The following is a 23371-nucleotide window of genomic DNA, read 5'->3' as shown; positions in this document are numbered from 1 at the left end:
GCGGGGGGATCCGCCGGGTGGGGGAACGGCCGACGGTTCTGCGTCGTCCGGACCGGGTGGTCCAGCAGACTCGTGTTGACGGGCGGCCCCCGTCCCGCCGGGTGGCCGGAGTGCGCCCGGCGATGGCACCCGAGCGGCCGGAGGACCCGCCATGAGCCCAGCCCCCGCGTACCGTCTCCCGGTCGAAGCCCCGCAGGCCCCGCAGGTCGTTCCGGCCGTCCCCGCCGGACCGTTGGACGCGTTGACCGCGCGGATCCCGGTGCCGGAGCCGCACCCGCATGCCGGGGCGCTCCGGGACGAGGCCGCGCACTGGCTGGCGGGGACTGGCCTGTTGGACCGGGAGGGGGTCGAACGGCTCCTGGAGCAGGGGCACTTGGAGCTGGCGTCGCGCTGCTGGGGTGACGTGCCGCTCGGGCCGGCGTTGCGGGCCGGGGTGCAGTGGCTGCTGCTCGGCTGGATCCTGGACGACCACTTCGACCGGCAGTGGATCGGCGACCCGTCCGACGAACCCGACCGCACCGTCCGCGAGTTGACCGCGCTGCTGGCCCCGGAGCTGGCCCCCGGGGCGGTCGCGACCGCGCCGACGACCGCGCTGGCCCGGGCGTTCCGCACCCTGTGGCAGGACAGCATCGCGCTCGCCGGTCCGGCCTGGCGGGCCCGGCAGACCGCCGACTTCCGCTGCTACCTGGAGGGTTCGCTCGACTTCCGGCGGCTGCGCGGGGCCACGCCGACCGTCCCGCAGTACCTCTCGCACCGGGAGCGGGACGGCGCGGTCCGCTGCGCCGCCGGGACGGTCGAGCTGGCGCACCGCCTCGACCTGTCCGCGCTGTTCCACGACCACCCCCAACTGGTCGACCTGCGCAACCGGTTGGACCACCTGGTCGGCTGGGCGAACGACCTCTGCTCGTACCGGGTGGAGGCCGCCGTCGGCCACGGCAACAACCTGCTGAGCGCGCTGGAGGTGCACGAGCGGCTGCCCCGGGGCGCCGCCGCCACGAAGGTCGCCGCGCTCTGCGCGGCCGAGCTCGACACCTTCGAGTTCCTGGCCGACGGCATCGCCCGCGGCTCGCACTGGCCGCCCCAGGTGCGCTGCTACGTCCGGGCGCTGGTCCGTTTCGCGCACGCCCTGCTGCACTGGACGGCGAGCACCGTCCGCTACCGCCCCGAGGCGGTCCCGCCGCCCCGCAGCGCCTGACCCGGACCGTCCGGACCCCCGCTGGCCGGAACCGGGCGGGTCGGGGCGGGCGTCCTCCGGGGCGGGCGGGCGCACGGGGTTGTCCCGCCGGACCGCCGGGCAGGAGAACGCCATGGGAATCGTCAGCTGGATCGTCCTCGGGCTCCTCGCCGGGGCCCTCGCCAAGCTCCTGCTGCCCGGGAAGGACCCGGGCGGCCTGATCGTCACCACCCTGATCGGCATCGCCGGCTCGTTCATCGGCGGCTGGCTGTCCTCGAAGATCCTGCACCGGTCGGTGGACGTGCACTTCTTCGACCTGCCGACCTGGATCTCCGCGATCGCCGGCGCCCTCGTCCTGCTCATCGCCTACCGACTGGTCTTCGGCAGGTCCCGCGACTGACTACGCCGTTGACCGGGAGCCCCGGCCGGTCCGCCCGTTCAGAGCGGCGGCAGGGGCTCCTGCGCGTCCAGCCAGCGCGCCGGGGCGGCGTCGAGGCCGGTGCGGGCCGCGACCACGCCGCCCGCGATCGCGCAGGTGGTGTCCATGTCGCCCCAGCCGGCCAGGGTCTCCCACAGCGCCTCGACCGGGTCGTCCAGGTGCCCGGCGGCCGACCAGAGCGCGAACGGGACGGTGTCCTGCGCCGAGACCAGGAACCCGGAGCCCAGTACCGTCGCGGCGTGCCGCACGCTCGTCCCCGCCGGGAAGCGGGCCGCGATCCGCAGCCCCGAGCGGACGTCGCTCTCCGGCAGCAGCTCGGCGACCCCGGCCACGAAGGCGGACCGGTCGGGCGCGGCCGCGCCCCGCGAGCGGACGGCCAGCGCGGCGGCCAGCGCCACCGCCACCGCGCCCGCCACCGCCTCCGGGTGCGCGTGGGTGGCCCCGGCGGAGCGCGCGGCCTGCTCGGCGACGACCGCCAGGTCGTCCGCGAACCAGGCGCCGAGCGGGGCGACCCGCATCGCCGCCCCGTTGCCGTGCGACCCCTGCCCGCCGAACAGCGCCGAGGTCACCGCGACGTGGTCCGCCCCGTCCTGCACCGCCCGCAGCACCCGGTGCATCGACGGCCCGTACTTCCGGTGCGGGAACGCCGTGTACTCGGCCGCGAACTCCCGGGCCAGCGCGGCCGGTTCGACCTCGCCGCGGTCCCGCAGGTGCCGGAACAGGACGAGCGCCATCGCGGTGTCGTCCGTCCAGTGCCAGGGCGCCGGGCGGACGATCCGGGCCGCGACCTCCGCCGAGGCCCGGTCGACCGGCGGGTGGAACCACCGGTCACCGAACGCGTCGCCCAGGGCCAGCCCGCGGAGGCTGTCGACGGCGGGCGGCGGGACGGGACGGACGGCGGACACCGGGGACTCCAGGGGCGGGTGGCGGCAGGTGGGAGGAGCCTCCCACTCCGGAACGGACGTCCGCCAACGGGTTTCCCGCGCGCCGACGGCCCGCCGGGGCCGGCGACGGCCGCCACCCGGAGTCGTCGCGCCGGCGTCGGGCGCCACCGGACTGGTACCAAAGGCTGATGCGCGGACACCCGATGTGACGGGGTTCGCTCGATCGTGGGCGGTTCGTGCTGCCGAAGCGCCCCCGTGGGTCCAAGGTGGGGGCAGGACGCACTCGGAAGACCGCGTCCCGCTCGCCGTGCCAGGTCCGGGCCCGTGCGCGCGCCCCGCCGGACACCGTCCGCCGGGTGCGCGCCCCCGGTCCGTCGCGACGCGCTGAGCGGCAGGCCACCTCGCAGGGAGACGAACCGATCTTCTAGGCTCGCTCATCGGTCCCCTGCCACGGTGCCCGTCCGCGCCGAGGAACGGAGACCGATGTCCCCGGGCCCCGGGCCGAGCCGGAGCCGCGGACCGAGCGAGGAGGACGCAGTGTTGCCCAGCCCGAGGTCGCACCGTACGCCGCGACCCAGCCCGACGCCGCGCAGGACCCCCCGGCCGCTCACCCCGCCGATACCGTCGAGCGTCCCACCGACCGCGCGAACCGCCCGAACCGCCGGGGGTGAACGGTGAGTCCCCATACCGTGGCCCCGGACCCGCACCCCGCCGGGGCACCCGACCCGACGACCGGCACCGCGCCCGCCAGGGCCACCACCGCGCCCGCCAGGGCCACCACCGCCTCCGCCCGGGCCACCGCCCCGCCCGCCGCGGACCCCGCCGACCCGGCGGGCGGCACCGAACCGCCCGGCACCGAACCGCCCGGCGCCGCAACGGCCCTGAACGCCACCGCCGCCCTGCCCGGCCTGCCACGCACCCTCACCACGCGGGCCCGGACCCTCGCCGCGGCCGTCCGCAAGCGCTGCGCCGACCTCGCCGGGATCGAGTCCCCGTCCGGCGACGCGGCCCGGCTCGACGCCCTCGCCGAAGAACTCGCCGCCGGCTACGCCGCCACCGGAGCCACCGCCGTCCGCCAGCACTGCGACCACGGGGACCACCTCGTCCTCGACTGGCCCGGACAGCAGGAGGACCTCCCGCACCTGCTGGTGGTCGGCCACCACGACACCGTCTGGCCCGTCGGCACCCTCGCCGACTGGCCGGTCGAGGAGCGCGACGGACGCCTCACCGGCCCCGGCGTCCTCGACATGAAGGGCGGACTCGCCCTGCTCGAAGGCGCGTTCGCGCTCCTCGCCGACCTCGGCCAGCGCCCGCACCGGCCGGTCCGGATGGTGATCGTCTCGGACGAGGAGATCGGCAGCCCCGACGGCCGCCGCCAGGTCGAACGGCACCTGCGCGGCGCCGCCGCCGTCCTCGGCCTCGAACCCGGGCACCCCGACGGCCGGCTCAAGACCGCCCGCCGCGGCTCCACCCGGGTCCGGCTCACCGTCACCGGGCGCGAGGCCCACGCCGGCAACGACGCCGCCGACGGCGTCTCCGCGATCGACGAACTCGTCGACCAGCTGATCACCGTCCGCGGCCTCACCCGCCAACCCGGCACCGAACTCAACACCGGACGCATCGACGGCGGCACCCGCGCCAACGTCATCGCCGGACACGCCGAAGCCGAACTCGGCCTGCGCTTCTCCACCACCGAGGCCCAGCGCCGCACCCTCGACACCCTCGCCCACCTGACCGCGAACCGGCCGGGCGCGGACGTCCGCACCGAAGTCCTCTCCAGCCGCCCCGCCTGGCCCGAGCGCACCGGCAACCCGCTGCTGCGCCACGTCCGCTCGCTCGCCGCCGCCCTCGGCCAGCACCTCGACGGCGCGCCCGCCGGCGGGGCCGGGGACACCAACCTGGCCGGTGCGCGGGGCCTGCCCACCCTGGACGGCCTCGGCGCGGTCGGCGCCGGACCGCACGCCCGCCACGAACACCTCCGGGTCGACCAGCTGGGCCCGCGCATCGCGCTGCTCGCCGCGCTGCTGGCCGTGCCGCTGCCGAGGCTGCGCGAGCGCTGAGGACCCGAGGGCCTGAGAGCGCGCCGAGGGCGCGCCGAGAGCTCAGGGAGGGCTCGCCGGGGGCCGGAAGCGTTCCGCCGCTTCCGGCCCCCGGCGCTCCGCCCGCCGCCCGCCGCCGCCCGGCCGTGGTTCGTTCCGCCCCCTTGCTTGTCACGGTGCTGCCGCTGTGTACAGAATGGAACCGACCGAACGGTCAGTCGGGAGGTGGGTCGTGGAGGCGCAGTTCGAAGCGGTGATCGCCGCTGACGCGCGAGTGGAGCCGCGGGACTGGATGCCGGAGGCGTACCGGGCGACGCTGGTGCGGCAGATCGCGCAGCACGCCCACTCGGAGATCATCGGCATGCAGCCGGAGGGCAACTGGCTGACCCGGGCGCCCTCGCTGCGGCGCAAGGCGATCCTGCTGGCCAAGGCGCAGGACGAGGCCGGGCACGGGCTGTACCTGTACGCGGCGGCGGAGACCCTCGGGGTCGACCGGGCCGAGCTGACCGAGAAGCTGATCGACGGCCGGCAGAAGTACTCCTCGATCTTCAACTACCCGACGCTGACCTTCGCCGACGTCGGCGTGATCGGCTGGCTGGTGGACGGCGCCGCGATCTGCAACCAGGTGCCGCTGTGCCGGTGCAGCTACGGGCCGTACGCCCGGGCGATGGTCCGCATCTGCAAGGAGGAGTCCTTCCACCAGCGGCAGGGCTACGAGCTGCTGATGACCCTGATGGCCGGGACGGACGCCCAGCGCGCGATGGTGCAGGACGCGGTGGACCGCTGGTGGTGGCCCTCGCTGATGATGTTCGGCCCGCCGGACGGGGCCTCGCCGAACAGCGAGCGGTCGATGGCCTGGCGGATCAAGCGGCACAGCAACGACGAACTGCGCCGGCGCTTCGTCGACATGACCGTCCCGCAGGCGCGGCACCTCGGCGTGACGCTGCCCGACCCGGACCTGGCCTGGAACGAGGAGCGCGGCGGCTGGGACTTCGGCGAGCCCGACTGGTCGGAGCTCCAGCAGGTGATCAAGGGCAACGGCCCGTGCAACGCGCAGCGGATCGCCCGGCGGCGGGCGGCCCACGAGGACGGCGCCTGGGTGCGCGCGGCGGCCACCGCTCACGCGGCCAAGCGGGCCGAGCGGGCTGAGCAGGTTGAGGGATCTGTGGGAGAAGGGAGTTCGGGATGAGCGGGGAGCGGGCCTCCTGGCCGCTGTACGAGGTGTTCGTGCGGCCCCGGCGCGGGCTGAACCACGTGCACGTGGGGTCGCTGCACGCGGCGGACGACAAGATGGCGCTGCTCGCGGCGCGCGACCTGTACACCCGGCGCAACGAGGGGGTGAGCCTGTGGGTGGTCCGCTCGGACGCGATCACCGCGTCCAGCCCGGACGAGCAGGACCCGTTCTTCGCGCCGAGCGGTGACAAGGTCTACCGGCACCCGACGTTCTACCCGATCCCCGAGGACGTCCCGCACATCTGACACCACGTCAGGAACCGAGCAGGGAAGGCGACATGAGCGACGACCACGTGTACCTCTCGCTGGCCGAGACCGGGCACGAGCCGGACGGCGAGGCCCGCTGGGCGTACGGCACGGGGTTCACCGATCCGCTGCTCGGCGTGGACGCCGCGCCGCCCGCCGGGGTCGACCCGGCCGACCTCGCCGCGTACTGCCTGATGCTGGGCGACGACGCGCTGGTGCTCTCCCAGCGGCTGATCCAGTGGATCACCCGGGCACCGGAGTTGGAGGAGGAGGTGGCGCTCGCCAACCTCGGACTCGACCTGCTCGGCCAGGCCCGCCGACTGCTCACCCGGGCCGGGCAGCTCGACGGCAGCGGCCGCGACGAGGACGAACTCGCCTACTGGCGCGAGGAGTCCGACTACCGCAACGTGCGACTGGTCGAACTGGAGAACGGCGACTTCGCGCAGTGCGTGGTGCGGCTGCTGCTGTTCGCCACCGCCCGCGAGGAGCTGTACCGGCGGCTGGTCGGCCACGCCGACCCGGTGCTGTCGGCCGTCGCGGCCCTCGGCGTCAAGGAGTTGGCCTACCACCGGGAGTACGCCGGCTCCTGGACGGTCCGGCTCGGCGACGGCACCGAGGAGTCGCACCGCCGGACGCGGGACGCGCTGGACGCGCTCTGGCCGTGGCTGGACGAGCTGTTCACCCCGCACGAGGTCGAACTCCGGCTCGGCGTCGACCCGTCGGAGCTGCGCGAACCCGTGCACGCCGCGCTGGCGGCGGTGTTGACCGAGGCCACGCTGCCCGTCCCCGACCTCCCCGGCCGGGCGTACGTGGACGGGCGGGCCGGCCGGCACGGCGTGCACACCGAGGCGCTGGGGCCGCTGCTCGCCGAGCTGCAGGTGCTGGCCCGGGCGCACCCGGGGGCGACGTGGTGAGCGGCGTCCTGGAGCGGGCCCGGGAGGTCGCCGCCGCCGTGCCCGACCCCGAACTCCCCATGCTCACGCTGGCGGACCTCGGCGTGCTGGTCGGCGTCGAGGAGTCGGACGGGACGGTCACCGCCTGGCTGACGCCCACCTACTCCGGCTGCCCGGCCGTCGCCGAGATGGCCGCCGACGTGGCCCGCCGGCTGCGCGCCGCCGGCTTCGCCGACGTCGAGGTGCGGCTGCGGATCGACCCGCCGTGGTCCAGCGACCGGATCAGCGCCGAGGGCCGCCGCAAGCTCGCCGAGGCGGGCATCGCGCCGCCCGCCCCCGGCGGGCTCCTCCGGCTCGGCCCGACCAGGCGGGTGGTGGCCTGCCCGCAGTGCGGCTCCGAGGACACCGAGGAACTCTCCCGGTTCGGCTCCACCGCCTGCAAGTCGCTGTGGCGGTGCCGCAGTTGCCGCGAACCCTTCGACCGGATCAAGGAGATCTGATGGCCGTCCACCGCCCGCGGTTCCATCCGCTGCCGATCGGCGCCCTGGAACGGCTCTGCGAGGACGCCGTCGCCGTCACCTTCGACGTCCCCGCCGACCTGGCCGCCGATTTCGCCTTCCGCCCCGGCCAGAGCCTCACCCTGCGCCGGATCGTCGACGGCGCCGACGAACGCCGCTCCTACTCGCTCTGCTCCCCGGTCGGCGGCCCGCTGCGGATCGCCGTCCGCGAGGTGCCCGGCGGGCTGTTCTCGCACTGGCTGGTCAGTGAGGCGGAGGCCGGCGAGAGCGTCGAAGTCCTGCCCCCGGCGGGCGCGTTCGCCGCCGACCCGGCCGAACCCGGCGAGCACGTGCTGATCGCGGCCGGCTCCGGCATCACCCCGATGCTCTCCATCGCCGCCTCCGTACTGGCCGGCCACCCCGCGTCCCGGGTCACCCTGCTGTACGGCAACCGCCGCAGCGACACCGTGATGTTCGCCGACGAGCTCGCCGACCTCAAGGACCGGTACCTGGACCGCTTCCAGCTCGTCCACGTGCTCTCCCGGGAGAGCCGCGACGCCGAACTCCTCAGCGGCCGGCTCGACCCCGAACGGGTCGCCGCGCTGCTCGGCGCGCTGGTCGACGCCCCCGCCGTCGACCACTGGTGGCTGTGCGGCCCGTACGGGATGGTCGTCGGGACGAAGCAGCTGCTGGCCGAACTCGGCGTCCCCGCCGGGCGGGTGCACCAGGAGCTGTTCCACGCCGACGACGAGCGACCCGAGGAACGCCACCCCGAACCCGAGCCGGACGCCGCCGCCAGCGAGGTCACCCTCGTCCTCGACGGCCGGGCCAGCACCCTGGCGCTGCCCCGCGACCGCTCCATCCTGGACGGCGCCCAACGCGCCCGCCCCGACCTGCCGTTCGCCTGCAAGGGCGGCGTCTGCGGCACCTGCCGGGCCCTGGTGTGCGACGGCAAGGTCGAGATGCGGCGCAACTTCGCCTTGGAGGAGGCCGAGTTGGCGGCCGGCTACGTCCTCACCTGCCAGGCCCGGCCGGTCTCCGACCGGGTCACCGTCGACTACGACCGCTGACGGGTCAGCGGGCGGCCGCCGCGTCGATCAGGGTGGCCAGCTCGGCGGGGCGGGTGAACATCGGCCAGTGCCCGGAGTCCAGGTCGACGAACTCGACCCGCTCCATCCGGGACACCTCCGGCGCCGCGCCCTGCGCGATCCACCCGCGCACCTCCTCCGGCCGGGCCTCGGCGCAGACCATCGTCACCGGCACCCCGAACCGCCGCTCGTCCGCCAGCCGGACCGGCGCCTGCGCGACCCCCGCCGGGACGGGCACCGCCGCCGCCTCGATCCGGGCCCGCCACGCCGCGTCCAGGTCCGCGCTGGTCGACCCCTCGAACGGCTTCCAGCCCGGGAACGGCACCAGACCGTCCCGCACCGGGAACCGGCTCGCGTACGGCAGCCCGTCCTGGTACGGGAACCCGTCCACCAGCACCAGCCCCGCCACCTCGTCCGGCCGGGCGTCCACCGCCATCCACCCCAGCGAGCACGCCGCCGAGTGCGCCACCAGCAGCGGCGCCCCGTCCGCGGCGTCGACCGCCGCGAGCACCGCCGCGAGCTGCTCCTCCAGCGTCGCCGTGCCGCGGCCGTCGCCCTGCCCCGGCAGGGTCAGCGGCACCGGGTGGTGGCCGCGCGCGGCGAGGGCGGGGACGACGGCGTCCCAGGCGGTGCCGTCCAGCCAGAGGCCGCCGATCAACAGGACGTCCATGAGGGGACTCCTCTTCTCCGTGCGAGAGGGCCGCGAGCGGCCCGTTCGAGCAGGTCGGTGCCCATGCTAGGAGGGGTTCAGGACGATCGGCTTCCGGAATGCGGGCGGGCTCCGCGGCGGCGGGCGTCTTCTACGCTGGCCGGTGTGGCGAGTACTGGGAGCAGCCCCACCGCGCGGGCGCTGCGGGCGTTGGAGATCCTGCGGGACCGGCCCGGGACGACCTCGGAGCAGCTGGCGGAGCGGCTGGGGGTGACGGACCGGGCGGCGCGGCGCTACGTGGCGATCCTGCGGGAGGCCGGCGTGCCGGTGGAGTCGGAGCGGGGGCCGTACGGCGGGTACCGGCTGGGGCGCGGGGCGCGGCTGGCGCCCGTCTCGTTCACCCAGGAGGAGGCGCTCGGGCTGGTCATGGCGGTGCTGGACGGGCGGCCCGCCGCGACCGACCCGGACGACCTGGTCGGCTCGGCACTCGGCAAGGTGGTGCGGGCCCTGCCGGAGGCGATCGGGCGGCAGGCGGCGGCCCTGCGCGCGCACGCCGCCGCCGCACCCGACCCGTACCCCGCCCACCCCGACCCGGCGGTGGCCAGCACGCTGGTGGAGGCGATCGCGGCCCGCCGGCGGGCGGTGATCGCCCACCGGGGCAGCGACGGCGGCCCGGAGTGGCGGGCGGAGGTCGATCCGTGGGCGGTGGTGGTGCGCCGGGGCCGCTGGTACCTGCTGTGCCACTCGCACCGGGCCGACGCCACTCGCACCTACCGGATCGACCGGATCCGCTCCGCCGAGCACACCGGCACGCCGTTCGCCCCGCCGGAGGACCTCGACCCCGTCGCCGTACTGGAGCGGCACCTCGGCAGCGGCTGGGCGTTCCGCACCCGGGTGCTGTTCGACGCCCCGATCGAGCGGGTCGCGCCCTGGGTCGGCCCGACCATGGGACGCCTCCACCCCGACGGCGAACGCTGCGTCCTGGAGGGCAGCACCCGCAACCCCGCGATGTACGCGGGCGAGTGGCTGGCCGCCGTCCCGTTCCCGTTCCGGGTCCTGGACGGCCCCGAACTGCGGACCGCGGTCGCCGACCTGGCCGCCAGGTTCGCCACGGCGGCCTCGACGCCGCACTGAGCCGGGCCCCGGCCGCGCCCTTCCGGCGACGCCGGGGACGGCACCGGAGCCTCAGACCACCGCGGGCCGGGCCGGCGCGCCCAGCAGGCGGACCACCTCGTTGACGGCGGCGCGGCCCGCGCGGTTGGCGCCGACGGTGGAGGCGGACGGGCCGTAGCCGAGCAGGTGGATCCGGGGGTCGTCGGCGACCCGGGTGCCGTCCATCCGGATGCCGCCGCCGGCGGTGCGCAGGCCGAGCGGGGCGAGGTGGCTGAGCTCCGCGCGGAAGCCGGTCGCCCAGACGATCGCGTCGACGGGCAGCTCCTCGTCGCCCCAGGCGACCCCGCGCTCGGTGAGGCGGTCGAACATCGGGCGGCGGCGCAGCACGCCGAGCTCCTCGGCCCGGCGGTAGGCGACGCTCGGGCCCAGGCCGGTCACCGAGACGACGCTGCGCACCGGCAGGCCGGCCCGCACCCGCTCGTCCACCCTGGCGACCACCTCGCGGCCGAACTCCTCGGTGAACGGCCCCTGGTGGACCACCGGCGGGGTGCGGGTCACCCACACCGTCTCGGCGACGGCGCCGAGTTCGGAGAGCACCTGGACCGCCGAGGCGCCGCCGCCCACCACGACCACCCGCTGCCCGGCGAACCCGGCCGGGCCCCGGTAGTCGGCGTAGTGCAGCTGCCGCCCGGCGAAGTGGCCGGGGTAGCGGGGGAGGAAGGGCCGGGTCCAGGTGCCGGTGGCGTTGAGCAGGGCGCGCGTGGCCCAGCGCCCGGCGTCGGTCTCCACCAGCAGCCGCCCGTCCGTCCCCTCCCGCACGGCGAGCACCCGCACCGGCCGCAGCACCGGCAGCGCGTGCCGCGCCTCGTACGCGGCGAAGTAGCCGGGGACGGCGACCCGGGCCTCGGTGGCCGGGTCGGTGGCGGGCAGCTCGAAGTCCGGCAGGTCGTGGAAGCCGTGCACGGTCGCCATGGTGAGGGAGGGGGAGCGGTGCGCCCAGGCGCCGCCGGGGGCGTCGTCCGCGTCGAGCACCACGAAGCCGGTGTGCGGGGCGAAGCCGCGGCGGCGCAGGTGGTAGGCGGCGGACAGGCCGGCCTGGCCCGCGCCGATCACCAGCGCGTCCACCTCGCGGACCGGACCCGCCGCCGGACCCGCCGCCGTGTCCGCCACCGGGCCCTCCATGGTGCTTGCACGCTCAACAGTCACACCGGTGAAACATCGGGGCGGGGGCGGGTGTTCCCCGCCACCGGCCCCGGCAGCAGGGCGCGGGTCGCGGCGGCCAGCCGGTCCGGGCCGTCCGGGCACAGGTCGAGGAACAGCCGCGGCTCGGTCAGCTCCAGCTCGATCAGCGCGGGCGCGCCGTCGGCCAGCCGGACCAGGTCGACCCGGGCGTACAGCAACTCGCCCGGCTCCGCCGCCGCCGCCAGCACCCGCCCGGCGAGCGCCAGCTGGTCGGCCGCCGGCTCGCGCGCGACGTCCGCGAAGCCGCCGCCCAGCATCGGGCCCCGGCGCACCGCGTGGCTGAACTCCCCGCCCAGGTACAGCAGCGAGGTCTCGCCCTCGTCCTCCACCATCGCCAGGTACGGCTGCACCATCGCCGTCCGCCCGGCCGCCGTCAGCGCGGCGACCCGCGCCAGCGCCTCGGCCCGGTCGGTGGTGCGGACGGTGTCGCGCGCGCCGGAGGAGACCGTCGGCTTCACCACCAGCTCCGGCCAGTCGGCCGCCGCGACGGCGTCCAGCGGGTCGCCCGGAGCCACCCAGAGCGTCGGCACCACCGGCAGCCCGGCGGCGGCCAGGCCGCGCAGGTACGTCTTGTCGGTGTTCCGCTCCAGCACCCGCGCCGGGTTGGCCAGCCGGGTCAGCGCGGAGACCCGCCGCGTCCAGGCCAGGAACTCCGCGCGGTACAGGATGTAGTCCCACACGCTGCGCACCAGCACCAGGTCATAGTCCGCCCAGTCGACCGCCGGGTCGTTCCAGAACACCGCCTCCGCCCTCACCCCGAGCCGGGCGAACGCCGCCAGCACCGGCATCGCCTCGACGTCCTCCACGCCGCGGCAGGTGGCGTACGCGACCCGCGCGGGACGGGGGACGGGCGGCTGCGGGGCGGTGCTCACGGTGGCTCCAGGCGTCGGGGCGGATCAGGGGGTGCGTGCTGCGCTGCGAGCCTCCAACGCGCCCCTGACCAGTGTCAATCGGTTTGGCGGACGGTCTGACGAAATGATCGATCCCGGGCCGCCGACCCCCGCCTCCGTCTCCGGCCCCGGCCGCCGTTCCGCCTCTGCCCCCGGCCGCCGCCGCGTCCTCCCCGGCTGCCTGAGGGCGCCGCGCCTGATTTCTCCGCCCGGCCTCCGGCTATTCCCGGAAAAGCCCATCCGATCGAAGGAATTGAGTCCCCGTCGGCCCCGGCGGAACTGTCAGTGGCGGGCCGTAGTGTGGGAACAACGCTGGAGGGGACGCCGGGAATGGCGTCGCGAGGGGCGTTGGAAAAGGGGCGCAATCATGTCCGCGAACATCTCCGCGAACCGCATTCACCACAAGGTCAACCACGTTTCCCTGGTGGTCGACAAATCCGGTTCGATGCAGCGCCACGAGGCGCAGCTGATCCGCGTGGTGGACGAATTCGTGAAGGGCCTCCAGGAGGAGTCCGACCGCCTCGGCCACGAGACCCGGATCAGCCTCTACGCCTTCGACCACGAGGTGCACAACCTCGTGTGGGACATGGACGTCAAGCACCTGCCCTCGCTCAGGGGCCTCTACGCGGTCGACAACGGCGCGACGGCGCTGATCGAGGCGGCGGTGAAGTCCGTCGACGACCTGAAGCACATCTGGGAGGGGTACGGCGAGCACTCCTTCCTCCAGGTCGTCGTCACCGACGGCGAGGAGAACGCCTCCGGCCACTCCGAGCACGGCCGGATGCACGCCCGGATGAAGAAGGACGAGGGCAAGGCCGTCCTGCGCGGCTGGATGGACCGGATCCGCGGTGCCATGGCCGACCTCCCCGAGCACTGGACGTCGGCGATCCTGGTGCCCAACTCGCTGGCCAAGCGCACCGCCCAGGAGTACGGCTTCCCCGCCGGCAACATCGCGATCTGGGACGCCGACTCCAGCGGCGGCGTCGAGGAGGCCATCGACACCGTCAAGACCGCCGCCACCACCTTCCTGCGCGGCCGCGAGAAGGGCGTGCGCGGCACCCGGACGCTGTTCGCGATGGGCCAGGACCTCAGCGCGGACCAGGTCGGGGCCAGCCTCGAAGCGCTGCCGGCCGACACGTACGCCCTCGTCCCGGTCGACCGGCAGGCGGCGCTGCGCGAGTTCGTCACCGGCTCCGGGCACCCGTACAAGACGGGCTGCTCGTACTACGAGCTGACCAAGCGGGAGAAGATCCAGGCGGCCAAGCGGCTCGCTGTCGCCGAGAAGGACCCGGTCACCGGCGAGCTGACCGGCCGGGTGTTCTCCGGCCCGGCGGCCCGGGGCCTGCTCGGCCTGCCCGCCGCGGAGACCACCGTGAAGCCCGGCGACAACCCGGCGTACACCGTCTTCGTCCAGTCGACCTCGGTCAACCGGAAGCTGCTGCCCGGCACCCGGCTGCTCGTCATGCTGTAGCCGCCCCGCCCCACCCCGCCCGGCGGACGGCCCCGGAGCCCACCGCTCCGGGGCCGTCGCCGGCGTTCCAACCGACCGGTTTCCGACGTTCCGGCCGGGACGGGTTCAGCCGATCGGTTCGATGACGGCGGCCGTGCCGTACGCGCAGACCTCGGTGCCGACGTCCGCCGCCTCGGTGACGTCGAAGCGCATCATCAGCACCGCGTTGCCGCCCCGGGCCCTGGTCTGCTCGACCAGGCGTTCCATCGCCTGGTTCCGGGTCTCGACGAGGGTCTTCGTCAGACCCTTGAGTTCGCCGCCCATCAAGGACTTCAGGCCCGCGCCGATCTGCGAACCGATGTGCCGGGAGCGCACCGTCAGTCCGAACACCTCGCCGATCACCCGGACCACCCGGTGTCCCGGGACGTCGTTCGTGGTCACCACCAGCACACCGTCGGCCGGGTCCTGCCCGCCGCCGAAATCGTTCAGTTCGCTCATGCCCCCAGCCTCCCGCCCGACCCGGCCCGTCGGCCACCCCGGCGCGCCGGGCGGACGCGTTCCGCGCCCGCGCTCCACCACCGCCGGACACCGGATCGAGAGAGCTGATGGACACCGGGCACCGGGTTTGTCAACCTTGTCGCATGGGCGAGCGAAACGATCAACCACAGGGGCCGCACGCGGCGGAGGAGTCCGGCGCGCAGGAGATCGAGGCCACGGTGGTGCTGGGCCTGCGGATCACCGACTGGCCGGCCTTGCGGGCCGCCGCACGGGCCGCCGTCGAGGAACTCGACTTCGACGGCATCGACCCCGAGGGCCAGCGCGCCCAACTCCTCCGCGAAGTCGCCGAGGACCCCAACGCGGCCCTCGGCGCCCTGCTCCACCCCGACCGCCTGGTCGCCACCCTGCCCGGCATCGAAGCGCTCGGCGGCACCCTGGAGATCAGCGTCACCGACGACTTCGCCCCCGACTTCGCCGAGCTCTTCCCGCTCGACGACGACGGCGACACCGGCGACTGGACGCTCACCCCGCGCACCGCCTGCCTCCTGCACACCCAGCTGATCAGCCTCTCCGACGCCGCCTACGAGGACCTCGACGACCACGGCGACGACCCCGTCACCGTCGCCGACGAAGGCGACTGGACGGTCTTCGGCCGGCTCCCGCAGCGCACCTGGAACCTGCACCGGGGCTGGCGGCGCGCCTTCGCCCGGGCCTTCGACGACCTCGCCGACGACCTCGCCACCGGCGAGTGGCCGCTGCCCCGCTGCCCCGCCGAGGACGTCGCGCTGCGCCTCGCCCTGGCCGACGCCCGCGCCCTGCTCGGCGCCCAGCCCGAGTCCGTCGCCGACATGATGGGCGACCTGCCCGCCGACCTGTACGACTACGACTGGGACGGCTGCGCCGACGAACTGTTCGGCGTCTACGGCCCCGACGAGGAGGACGGCGACCTCGACGCGGGCCAGCGGATCGACCGGCTCCTCGCCGCCACCCACCCCGAGGGCTGGTTCCTCGGCTACGAGGACGCCGAGGAGCGCGACCCGGGCCGGGGCTACCGCCGCTGAACTGGCATCCTGAACGGGTGAGCTCACCCTTCGACCTCCCCGCCCAGCCGCCCGCCGCCGACGCGCCCGCCCCCGCCGTGGGCGGGCACGCCGAGGACCGCGACACCCGCCCGCAGTACGTGCTGCCGCTGGTGGTCCGGCTGGAGCGGGCCGACCCGCCCGCCCGCACCGACGCGCTGGAGACCTCCGCCCGCGCCGTCCTCACCCTGCTCGCCGACCCCCGGACCACCGGCCCGGACGGCGAGTGGACCGAGCGGGTCGCCGCCTGGGAGGACGCCCGGATCCGCAAGGTGGTCCGGCGCGCCCGCGGCGGCGAGTGGCGCAAGGCCGCCGAACTCCCCGGCATCACCGTCACCGGCCCGGGCGGCGCCGAGGTCCGGGTGTTCCCGCCGATCCCGCTGGACGGCTGGCCCAGGGAACTCGCCAAGCTCCAGGTCTCCGGCACCGACCTCGACGACCCCGAGCCCCCGGCCCCCGCCGCCGACGGCGTCCCCGTCCTCTGGCTCAACCCCGCACTCGAGATGAGCGCCGGCAAGACCATGGCCCAGACCGGCCACGCCGCCCAACTCGCCTGGTGGGAACTGGACGCCCCCGAGCGCGCCGCGTGGGCCGCCGCCGGCTTCCCCCTCGCCGTCCGCACCGCCTCCGCCACCGCCTGGCCCGCCCTCACCGACGGCCGCCTCCCGGTCGTCCGCGACGCCGGCTTCACCGAGATCGCCCCCGGCAGCGCCACCGTCGTCGCCGACCACCCGGCGCTGCGCCTCCGGCACCCGTGAGCGCACCGGCCCGGCCCCGCGGCCGGGTCGGCTCCGCAGTCCGTCCGCCCGCCGGACGGGAATGGCTGAAAAAGTTTTCAGGAAGTTGCGCAAGATCTTGGTGGTGAAGGACGCTTCCGGCATGACGAACACGACCGCCCTTCGCCGCAGGTCCCGCTCCTTCACCGCCGTCGCCGCCGTCGCCGTGGTCGGCGCCGCCGGCGTGCTCGTCCCGGCGGCGACCGCCTCGGCCGCCGCGGAGGACGCCCCCGCGCCGTCGTGCGTGGAGTACTACGCGAGCTGGCGCTACACCGACGTCCACAACGGCTGCTCCGGCGCCGAGGCCGTCGCCGTCCGGTACCAGGACGGCACGGTCTCGCCGTGCCAGGTCGTCCAGGCCGACGGCTGGATGACCTACGCGGGCTACGGCACCACCATGAACCACGTGACCGGCCTGCTCGCCTGCGACCCGGCCGCCACCCCGACCGTCCAGGGCTGACCGGGGCGGCCCGCTCGCAGAAAAAGCTTGCAGAGTTTTGCGAAAGCATTGCCACGCCTTGCGTGCGCGTGCTGGGATTCGGCCGTTCCGTCCGACGAGCCACCCCGACAGGAGTCACCGTGCGACGTGCCGGCCCGCCCGCCGTCCTCGCGCTCGCGGTCGCCCTCGTGCTGACCGCCTGCGGCCCCGCCACCACCCCGGCGGAACGCACCGCCGCGCCCACCCTCACCCTCACCTGGTGGGACACCTCCGACCCGGTGACCGAAGGCCCGACCTTCCGCACGCTGGCGCACGACTTCGAGGAGGTCAACCCGGGCGTCAGGGTGGAGTACGTCAGCGTGCCGTTCACCGAGGCGCGCGCCCGGTTCGAGGCCGCGAGCGGCGAGGACGCGCCGGACGTGCTCCGGGCCGACGTCGGCTGGACGGCCGGACTGGCGCGGGCGGGCCGCCTGCTCCCGCTGGACGGGACCGAGGCCGCGGCGGACGTCGCCGCGTTCGAACCCCGGCTGATCGAGCAGGCCCGCTACGAGGGGCGGCTGTACGCCGTGCCGCAGTCCACCGACATCCTCGCGCTGCTGTACAACAAGCGGCTGTTCGCCGCGGCGGGCATCTCCGGGCCGCCCGCCACCTGGTCCGACCTCAGGGCCGCGGCCGCGGCGGTCAAGGCGCGGACGGGTGCCGACGGCTTCGCCCTGCACGTCCAGGGGTACTACGCGATGCCGTTCCTGTACGGCGAGGACGTGGACCTGGTCGACGTCCCCGACCGGACGATCACCGTCAACTCCCCGGCCGCGGTCAAGGCGGTCAGCGGGCTGAAGGCACTGGTCTCCGCCCCCGGCGTGACCAGGGACGACGGCACCGACCAGGGCCACGCCGCGCTGCTCGCGGCGTTCTCGGCCGGCCGGGTCGCCGCCGTCGTCGAGGGACCGTGGGAGAACGCCGAACTCGCCCGCGGCGCGGCGTTCGACGACCCGGGCAACCTCGGGATCGCGCCCGTGCCGGCCGGCGGCTCCGGCCGGGCGGGCTCGCCGCTCGGCGGCCACAACCTCGTCGTCTCCGCCGCCTCCGATGCCGAACACCGGGCGGCCGCCGCGAAGTTCATCGCCTTCATCACCTCGGCCAACGCCCAGACCTGGACCGCGGTGCGCAACTCGACGCTGCCCACCCGGCCCGACGCCACCACCTCCTACGTGGAGGCCAACCCCGGCGTGACCGGCTTCCGCAACGCGCTGTCGGTCGGTCGGCCCCGGGCCGCCCTCGCCGAGTACGGTTCGCTGTACGACCCGTTCGGTGCCGAGCTGGTGAACATCCTCGACGGTCGGGAGGGCGTCAAGGCCGGCCTGGACCGCGCCGCCGAACAGGCCCGCCGGCTCCTGCCCGACTACCACTCCTGAGGGGCCGTCCGGCGCCGGTCCGGGCCGCCGCGGGCGGTGGCCGCTTCAGCTGTTGGCGCCGGCGTGGGCCCGGCGGCCCCCGGTGGCGGGGCCGTGCCAGTCCAGGCACACCACGGTGGCGTCGTCCTGGAGCCTGCCGTCGCAGGCGTCGGTGACGGCCGCCACCAGGGTGCGCACCACCTCGCGCGGGTGGTCGCCGGCGGTGGCGGCCAGGATGGCGGGCAGGTCCACGGACTTCGCGCGGCGCTCCTGCATCCCGTCGGTGTGGAGCAGCAGCCGGTCACCGGGCCGCAGGTCGATGTCCTGCACCTCGTACCGGCCCTGCCCGGGGACGCCGAAGGGCAGGTCGGCGTGCAGGGCGACTTCCTCGACGGCGCCCCCGCGCAGCCTCAGCGGACGCGGGTGGCCGGCGTTCACCAGCTGCGCCCCGCTTCCGTCCAGGGGGATCCGCAGGAGCTGGCCGGTGGCCAGGATCCCGGGCTTCCGTTCGAGGAGGGCGCGGTGCGCCTGCTCGGCCTGCTCGACCAGGGGGGCCGAGCCGCGGCGGGCGCCCCGGGAGGCGTTGACGAGGAGGGTGGCGATGAGCGCGGCGTTGAGGTCGTGGCCCATGGCGTCGGTCAGCGACAGGTGCAGCGTCTCGCGGTCCAGGGCGTAGTCGTAGGTGTCCCCGGCGACGCTCTCGGCGGGCACCAGGGCGCAGGCCAGGGTGAACTGGGCGGCCTCGCAGCTGGGGGCGTCGGGCAGGAGCTGGCGCTGGATCTCGGCGGCCAGGCTGACCGGGGCGGTGCGCTGGGCCCAGTGGTAGAGGTCGGTGAAGCGGCGGTCGGTGACCACGATGTAGGCGAGGGCGTGGGCGGCCTGCTCCACCTGCTCCAGCGTGTCCCCGGTGATCCGGGCGTCCGGGGGGAGGGACAGCTCCAGGAAGCCGATGGCGTCGCCGCGGTTGGTGACGGGGGCGATCACGCGGTGCCCGTGCCCGTCGGCGTCGTCCGGGGCGCGGACCAGGCGCTGGGTGCGCAGGACCTCCTCGTAGAGGCTGCCGTCGAGCCGGATCCGTTCGGCACCGTGCCCGTCCAGGGTGGTGGCGTCCTCCGCCACCCGCATCACGCTCTGGCCGACCAGGTCGAGGAACAGGAAGGAGACGTACCGCGCGCCGAACCGCTCGCGCAGCTCGTGCGCCACCACGTCCAGGGAGTCGACCGGTGCCGCCGCCTCGGCCGCCGCGAGCACGTCTCCCAGGACCATTCGCTCCCGCGCCACGCCAGCCTCCTCGGAGATCCACAGGGTTCCCACGTTCCCCCGATCGCCCGGGGAATTCCAGCTTCCCGCAGCGCGGCGCCGTCCGCCCGCGCCCCCGCCCCCCGCCCGGCCGCCGTTCAGTCCGTCGTTCAGTCCGCCCGGAGCTCGGCGCGGGCCAGGGCCGTCACCGACAGCAGCAGCACCGCCGTGCCCGACAGGGCCGCCGGGGTGAGCGGTTCGTCCAGCACGGCGGCCGCGATCGCGGTGGCGGCGACCGGTTCGATCAGCGCGACCACCGAGGCCGTCGCGGCCCGGATCACCGCCGCGCCCGCGAAGTACAGCGCGTACGCGAGGGCGGTCGGCACGGTCGCCAGGTAGCCGAGCAGCAGCAGGGTCGAGGGCAGCGCGCCGGTGGCCGGCAGCGGGCCCTCGGCCAGCGCGAACGGGAACAGGCAGACCGCGCACACCCCGAACGACCACAGCGTGGTGGCCGCCGGGTCGTCGGCGGTGCCGGTGCGGGCGGCCCGGTGGCGGGTGGCCACGGTGATCGCCGCGTAGCCCGCCGCCGAGGCCAGGGCCCAGGCCAGGCCCGCCGGTTCGAACCCGGCCGGGTCGTCCGCGCCGCCGAGCACCAGCACGCCCAGCCCGAGCACCGCCCCGACCACCGCCGCCAGCCCGGCCGCGCCCAGCCGTTCACCCGTCAGCAGCCGCCCGCCGAACGCCACCAGCACCGGGGCGGAACCGAGCGTCACCACGGTCGCCACCGCCAGCCCGGCGTCCCGGACGGCCAGGAAGTACGCGGCCTGGAACAGCGTCAGCCCCAGCCCATTCAGCAGGACCCGGCCCACCGCCGGGCGCGGCGCCGGGCGGCCCCGGCCGGTGAACGGGCGCAGCGCCAGCAGCACCGCCGCGCCGCCCAGCGAACGCCAGAACGTCAACGCGAGCGGCCCCAGGCCGCTGTGTCGGAACAGCAGCGCCGCCGCCGCTCCGGCGGTGCCCCAGGCGGTGGCGGCCAGGGCGACGTACAGCAGGCCCCGCCGCGCGGGCAGGGCGGAGGAAGGGAAGAGGGACAACGCGGGACTCCCGGAAAGCCGTGATGGTCGGTGGGCCACGGAAGCGGGCAGCACCGACCGGCCCGGGACAACCGCCCGCACTGGGGGGCGGGCCCGGGCGGGCTCAGGAAGTGGCCGGCCGCCCGCTCAGCGAGCGGGAGGGGGCAGGACGCCGCGATGCACGCCGCCACTGTACGGGACGGCGCGCCACGGGGGGCGGGCCCTCAGGCCGGGTAGGCGTGGGTCTGGGTGGCCTTGACGGCGGCCCAGACCCGGGTGCCCGGGCTGAGGTCGAGGTCGGCGGCGGCGGTGGGGGTGAGGTCGGCGGCGAGGGGGAGCGGGCCGGTGAGGTCGACGCGGAAGCGGTCGCCGTGCAGGTCGAGGCCGGCGACGGTGCAGGGGAAGAGGTTGCGGGCGCTGGTCTCGGGGCGGTGGCGGTGCAGGGTGACCGCGTCGGGCGGGAAGGCGACGAACGCGGGGCCGGTCAGCTCCTCGTCGGTGGCCAGCACCTGGCCCTCGGGCAGGGTGACCCTCCGGCCGTCGGCGGTGCCCTGGTAGAGGTTGAGGCCGACCAGCCGGGCGATGTAGTCGGTGCGCGGGTGCCGGGCGACCTCGGCCGGGCGGCCGCTCTGCACGACCCGGCCGCCCTCGATGACGACGAGGCGGTCGGCGAGCACCATGGCGTCCAGCGGGTCGTGCGTGACCAGCACCGCGACGGCCTCGAACTCGGCGAGGTGGCGCCGCAGTTCGGCCCGCACGTCGAGCCGGGTGCGGGCGTCCAGCGCGGCCAGCGGCTCGTCCAGCAGCAGCAGCCGGGGCCGGACGGCCAGCGCCCGGGCCAGGGCGACGCGCTGGGCCTGGCCCCCGGAGAGCTTCGCGGGGCGGCGGCCGGCGTGCTCGGCCAGGCCCATCCGCTCCAGCCAGGGCAGCGCCTCGGCCCGGGCGGCGGCCCGGCGCAGGCCGCGGGAGCGCGGCCCGAAGGCGACGTTGTCGAGCGCGGACAGGTGCGGGAAGAGCAGGTAGTCCTGGAAGACCACGCCGATCGGCCGCTGCTCGGCGGGCCGGAACACGCCGTCCGCGGGGGAGTCCAGCGGGGTGCCGTCCAGCCGCAGGTGGCCGCCGGTGAGCGGCAGCAGTCCGGCCAGCGCGCGCAGCGCCGTCGACTTGCCGGCGCCGTTCGGGCCGAGCAGCGCCAGCACCTCGCCGGGTTCGGCGGTCAGCGGTACGTCCAGGGTGAACGCGCCCCGGGTGACGGTCAGTCGGGCGTCCAGGGCGGGGGCGCGGGTCACGGGGCGGACATCCAGCGGTCCCGCAGCCCGGCGAGGACGGCGACGGAGACGGTGAGCAGGACCAGGCTGAGCGCGATCGCGGCCTCCGGGTCGGACTCCATGGCCAGGTAGACCGCCAGCGGCATGGTCTGGGTCCGGCCGGGGAAGTTCCCGGCGAAGGTGATGGTCGCGCCGAACTCGCCCAGCGCCCGGGCCCAGGCCAGCACGGCGCCGGCGCCGATGCCGGGGGCGACCAGCGGCAGGGTGACCCGGCGGAACGCGGTCAGCCGGGAGGCGCCCAGGGTGGCGGCGGCCTCCTCGTAGCGGGGGTCGGCGGCGCGCAGCGCGCCCTCGACGCTGATCACCAGGAACGGCATCGCGACGAACGCCTCGGCGACGACCACGCCGGTGGTGGTGAAGGGCAGGGTGAGGCCGGTCCAGGCGTCCAGCCAGCGGCCGACGATGCCGTTGCGGCCGAGCACCAGCAGCAGGGCCACGCCGCCGACCACCGGGGGCAGCACCAGCGGCAGGGTGACCAGGGCGCGCACCAGGCGGCGGCCGGGGAACTCGGTGCGGGCCAGCAGCCAGGCCAGCGGGACGCCGAGCAGCAGCGAGACGCCGGTGGCCAGGGTCGCGGAGAGCAGCGAGAGCTTGAGCGCCTGCCACACCTCGGGGCCGGTCAGCAGCGCGGGCAGCGCGCTCCACGGCGCCCGGACCAGCAGGCCGACCAGCGGCAGGACCAGGAAGGCGAGGCCGAGCAGCGCGGGCAGCAGCAGCGCGGCCGGGATCCGTCCGGCCCCCCGGGGCCGCCGCCGGCCCCGGGGGAGTGGTGCGGGTGCGGCGCGTGGGTCTACCGCCGTCACGGCGCCTGGAAGCCGGCGTCGGTGAGCACCCGGCGGGCGTCCGCGGAGCCCAGGTAGCCGAGGAACGCGGCCGCGCCGTTGCCGTTCGGGGCCTTGGCGAGCGGCGCGATCCGGTAGTCGTTGACGGCCTGCGCGGCCTCGGGGAAGTTCACGCCCTCGATCTTGGCAGAGTCGGCCTTGACGTCGGTCTGGTACACGAGCGACGCGTCGACCTCGCCCAGTTCGACCTTGGTCAGGGCGCCCTTGACGTCCTGCTCGTAGGTGACGGGGGTGAGCTCCACGCCGGCCGCCCGGAGCGCGGTGACGGCGGCCGCGCCGCACGGCACCTCCTGGGCGCACAGCGCGGTCTTGACGCCCTTGAGGTCCTTCAGCCCGGTGATGTGCTTCGGGTTGCCCTTGGCGACCGCGATCTCCAGCGTGTTGCGGGCGAACACGGTCGGGTCGCCGCCGGTCAGCTTGGCGTCGGTGACGGTCTTCATGGTGGCCGCGCTGGCCGCCGCGAAGACGTCCGCCGGCGCGCCGGAGACGATGTTCTGGGCGAGCGCGGAGGAGCCGCCGAAGTTGAAGGTGATCGTGGTGCCCGGGTAGGCCGTCTCGAAGCGCTTGCCGAGCTCGGTGAAGGACTCCTTCAGCGAGGCCGCGGCGAACACCGTCACGGTGCCCTTGACCTCGGGCCGGGACTGCGCCGGGCCGACCGAGGCGGAGCCGCCGCCGGAGCCGGTGCACGCGGTCAGGCCGGCCGCGAGGGCGAGGACGGCGGAGGCGGCGAGGAGTCGTCTGACGCTGCGCATGGATGGTTTCCCCTGGTCGTGTGGGCGCCGGCGGGCGGAGGACGGGCGGCCGGCTGCGGAGGACGGGCGGACGGCTGAGGGTGCGGTCAGGTGATCATAGTGCCGCAGCTGCGG

General features: G+C 75.7%; 24 protein-coding genes. 14 read left to right on the top strand and 10 right to left on the bottom strand.

Translation table 11 applies throughout. The annotated features are described in order from the left end of the window. Window positions 1-151: 151 nt before the first annotated feature. Both ACZ3J7_RS00760 and ACZ3J7_RS00755 read left to right on the top strand, forming a co-directional pair. Window positions 152-1195: a terpene synthase family protein gene (locus ACZ3J7_RS00760; RefSeq protein ID WP_465615391.1), complete on the top strand. Its 1044-nt coding sequence runs from the start codon at window positions 152-154 to the stop codon at window positions 1193-1195. 112 nt (window positions 1196-1307) lie between these two features. Next, entirely contained in the window at window positions 1308-1574 is a 267-nt protein-coding gene (locus tag ACZ3J7_RS00755; protein WP_465615389.1) for a GlsB/YeaQ/YmgE family stress response membrane protein, read from the top strand. 38 nt (window positions 1575-1612) lie between these two features. On the opposite strand, the gene ACZ3J7_RS00750 is transcribed toward ACZ3J7_RS00755, so the two are convergent. Next, window positions 1613-2518, bottom strand: a complete 906-nt coding sequence (locus ACZ3J7_RS00750) for an ADP-ribosylglycohydrolase family protein (RefSeq protein ID WP_465615388.1) — start codon at window positions 2516-2518, stop codon at window positions 1613-1615. A gap of 653 nt (window positions 2519-3171) precedes the next feature. Between ACZ3J7_RS00750 and ACZ3J7_RS00745 the strand changes: the two genes are divergently transcribed. The 6 genes from ACZ3J7_RS00745 (at window position 3172) to paaE (ending at window position 8475) form a co-directional block, all read left to right on the top strand. Beyond that, a complete protein-coding gene (locus ACZ3J7_RS00745; RefSeq protein ID WP_465615386.1) occupies window positions 3172-4557 on the top strand; it encodes a M20 family metallopeptidase in 1386 nt (461 codons plus the stop codon). 175 nt (window positions 4558-4732) lie between these two features. After that, on the top strand, window positions 4733-5725 hold the full coding sequence (gene paaA / locus ACZ3J7_RS00740) for a 1,2-phenylacetyl-CoA epoxidase subunit PaaA (RefSeq protein WP_465615384.1): 993 nt from the start codon (window positions 4733-4735) through the stop codon (window positions 5723-5725). After that, a complete protein-coding gene (paaB, locus tag ACZ3J7_RS00735; protein ID WP_030913761.1) occupies window positions 5722-6015 on the top strand; it encodes a 1,2-phenylacetyl-CoA epoxidase subunit PaaB in 294 nt (97 codons plus the stop codon). The genes paaA and paaB overlap by 4 nt, the downstream gene beginning before the upstream one ends. Window positions 6016-6047: 32 nt before the next feature. Next, window positions 6048-6929 (top strand): 1,2-phenylacetyl-CoA epoxidase subunit PaaC, encoded by an 882-nt coding sequence (gene paaC, locus ACZ3J7_RS00730; protein WP_465615381.1) that lies wholly within the window; start codon window positions 6048-6050, stop codon window positions 6927-6929. Further along, window positions 6923-7408, top strand: a complete 486-nt coding sequence (gene paaD, locus ACZ3J7_RS00725; protein ID WP_465615379.1) for a 1,2-phenylacetyl-CoA epoxidase subunit PaaD — start codon at window positions 6923-6925, stop codon at window positions 7406-7408. The genes paaC and paaD overlap by 7 nt, the downstream gene beginning before the upstream one ends. Next, on the top strand, window positions 7408-8475 hold the full coding sequence (paaE, locus tag ACZ3J7_RS00720; RefSeq protein ID WP_465615377.1) for a 1,2-phenylacetyl-CoA epoxidase subunit PaaE: 1068 nt from the start codon (window positions 7408-7410) through the stop codon (window positions 8473-8475). Before paaD ends, paaE begins: the two co-directional genes overlap by 1 nt. A gap of 4 nt (window positions 8476-8479) precedes the next feature. Here paaE and ACZ3J7_RS00715 read toward each other — a convergent pair whose 3' ends face one another. Continuing rightward, on the bottom strand, window positions 8480-9163 hold the full coding sequence (locus tag ACZ3J7_RS00715; protein WP_465615375.1) for an alpha/beta fold hydrolase: 684 nt from the start codon (window positions 9161-9163) through the stop codon (window positions 8480-8482). 144 nt (window positions 9164-9307) lie between these two features. Between ACZ3J7_RS00715 and ACZ3J7_RS00710 the strand changes: the two genes are divergently transcribed. Next, complete coding sequence (locus ACZ3J7_RS00710; protein ID WP_465615373.1) at window positions 9308-10276, top strand: helix-turn-helix transcriptional regulator; 969 nt, start codon at window positions 9308-9310, stop codon at window positions 10274-10276. A 51-nt stretch (window positions 10277-10327) separates the two neighbouring features. Here the strand turns inward: ACZ3J7_RS00710 and ACZ3J7_RS00705 are convergent, their stop codons facing one another. Together ACZ3J7_RS00705 and ACZ3J7_RS00700 are read right to left on the bottom strand one after the other, a co-directional pair. Further along, complete coding sequence (locus tag ACZ3J7_RS00705; protein WP_465615371.1) at window positions 10328-11425, bottom strand: NAD(P)-binding domain-containing protein; 1098 nt, start codon at window positions 11423-11425, stop codon at window positions 10328-10330. A 32-nt stretch (window positions 11426-11457) separates the two neighbouring features. Further along, a complete protein-coding gene (locus ACZ3J7_RS00700) occupies window positions 11458-12369 on the bottom strand; it encodes an ATP-grasp domain-containing protein (RefSeq protein ID WP_465615370.1) in 912 nt (303 codons plus the stop codon). A gap of 385 nt (window positions 12370-12754) precedes the next feature. On the opposite strand from ACZ3J7_RS00700, the gene ACZ3J7_RS00695 reads away from it, so the two are divergent. Continuing rightward, window positions 12755-13858, top strand: a complete 1104-nt coding sequence (locus ACZ3J7_RS00695; protein WP_465615368.1) for a vWA domain-containing protein — start codon at window positions 12755-12757, stop codon at window positions 13856-13858. 105 nt (window positions 13859-13963) lie between these two features. On the opposite strand, the gene ACZ3J7_RS00690 is transcribed toward ACZ3J7_RS00695, so the two are convergent. Then, window positions 13964-14335: a YbjQ family protein gene (locus ACZ3J7_RS00690; RefSeq protein WP_465615366.1), complete on the bottom strand. Its 372-nt coding sequence runs from the start codon at window positions 14333-14335 to the stop codon at window positions 13964-13966. Window positions 14336-14478: 143 nt separating this feature from the next. Between ACZ3J7_RS00690 and ACZ3J7_RS00685 the strand changes: the two genes are divergently transcribed. The 4 genes from ACZ3J7_RS00685 to ACZ3J7_RS00670 all read left to right on the top strand — a co-directional run bounded on the left by ACZ3J7_RS00685 (window position 14479) and on the right by ACZ3J7_RS00670 (window position 18044). After that, window positions 14479-15396 carry a hypothetical protein gene (locus ACZ3J7_RS00685; protein ID WP_465615364.1) on the top strand — a complete coding sequence of 306 codons (918 nt, stop codon included), beginning with the start codon at window positions 14479-14481 and terminating at the stop codon, window positions 15394-15396. 17 nt (window positions 15397-15413) lie between these two features. After that, window positions 15414-16172 (top strand): peptidyl-tRNA hydrolase, encoded by a 759-nt coding sequence (locus ACZ3J7_RS00680; protein WP_465615363.1) that lies wholly within the window; start codon window positions 15414-15416, stop codon window positions 16170-16172. Between the two features lie 121 nt (window positions 16173-16293). Continuing rightward, window positions 16294-16650: an alpha-amylase gene (locus ACZ3J7_RS00675; RefSeq protein WP_465615361.1), complete on the top strand. Its 357-nt coding sequence runs from the start codon at window positions 16294-16296 to the stop codon at window positions 16648-16650. Between the two features lie 119 nt (window positions 16651-16769). After that, on the top strand, window positions 16770-18044 hold the full coding sequence (locus ACZ3J7_RS00670) for an extracellular solute-binding protein (protein ID WP_465615359.1): 1275 nt from the start codon (window positions 16770-16772) through the stop codon (window positions 18042-18044). A 45-nt stretch (window positions 18045-18089) separates the two neighbouring features. Here ACZ3J7_RS00670 and ACZ3J7_RS00665 read toward each other — a convergent pair whose 3' ends face one another. The 5 genes from ACZ3J7_RS00665 to modA form a co-directional block, all read right to left on the bottom strand. Continuing rightward, complete coding sequence (locus tag ACZ3J7_RS00665) at window positions 18090-19304, bottom strand: PP2C family protein-serine/threonine phosphatase (RefSeq protein WP_465615357.1); 1215 nt, start codon at window positions 19302-19304, stop codon at window positions 18090-18092. A 128-nt stretch (window positions 19305-19432) separates the two neighbouring features. Continuing rightward, window positions 19433-20356, bottom strand: coding sequence for a DMT family transporter (locus ACZ3J7_RS00660; protein WP_465615355.1), 924 nt, complete (start codon window positions 20354-20356; stop codon window positions 19433-19435). Between the two features lie 203 nt (window positions 20357-20559). Further along, a complete protein-coding gene (locus tag ACZ3J7_RS00655; protein WP_465615354.1) occupies window positions 20560-21624 on the bottom strand; it encodes an ABC transporter ATP-binding protein in 1065 nt (354 codons plus the stop codon). Next, window positions 21621-22466 carry an ABC transporter permease gene (locus tag ACZ3J7_RS00650; protein WP_465615352.1) on the bottom strand — a complete coding sequence of 282 codons (846 nt, stop codon included), beginning with the start codon at window positions 22464-22466 and terminating at the stop codon, window positions 21621-21623. Before ACZ3J7_RS00650 ends, ACZ3J7_RS00655 begins: the two co-directional genes overlap by 4 nt. After that, a complete protein-coding gene (modA, locus tag ACZ3J7_RS00645; protein ID WP_465615350.1) occupies window positions 22463-23257 on the bottom strand; it encodes a molybdate ABC transporter substrate-binding protein in 795 nt (264 codons plus the stop codon). Before modA ends, ACZ3J7_RS00650 begins: the two co-directional genes overlap by 4 nt. Window positions 23258-23371 lie beyond the last annotated feature (114 nt).

The sequence above is a fragment of the Kitasatospora sp. NPDC015121 genome, assembly GCF_055562955.1.
The sequence above is the reverse complement of the archived record's forward strand: the minus strand, read 5'-3'. Positions and strand labels throughout refer to the sequence as shown.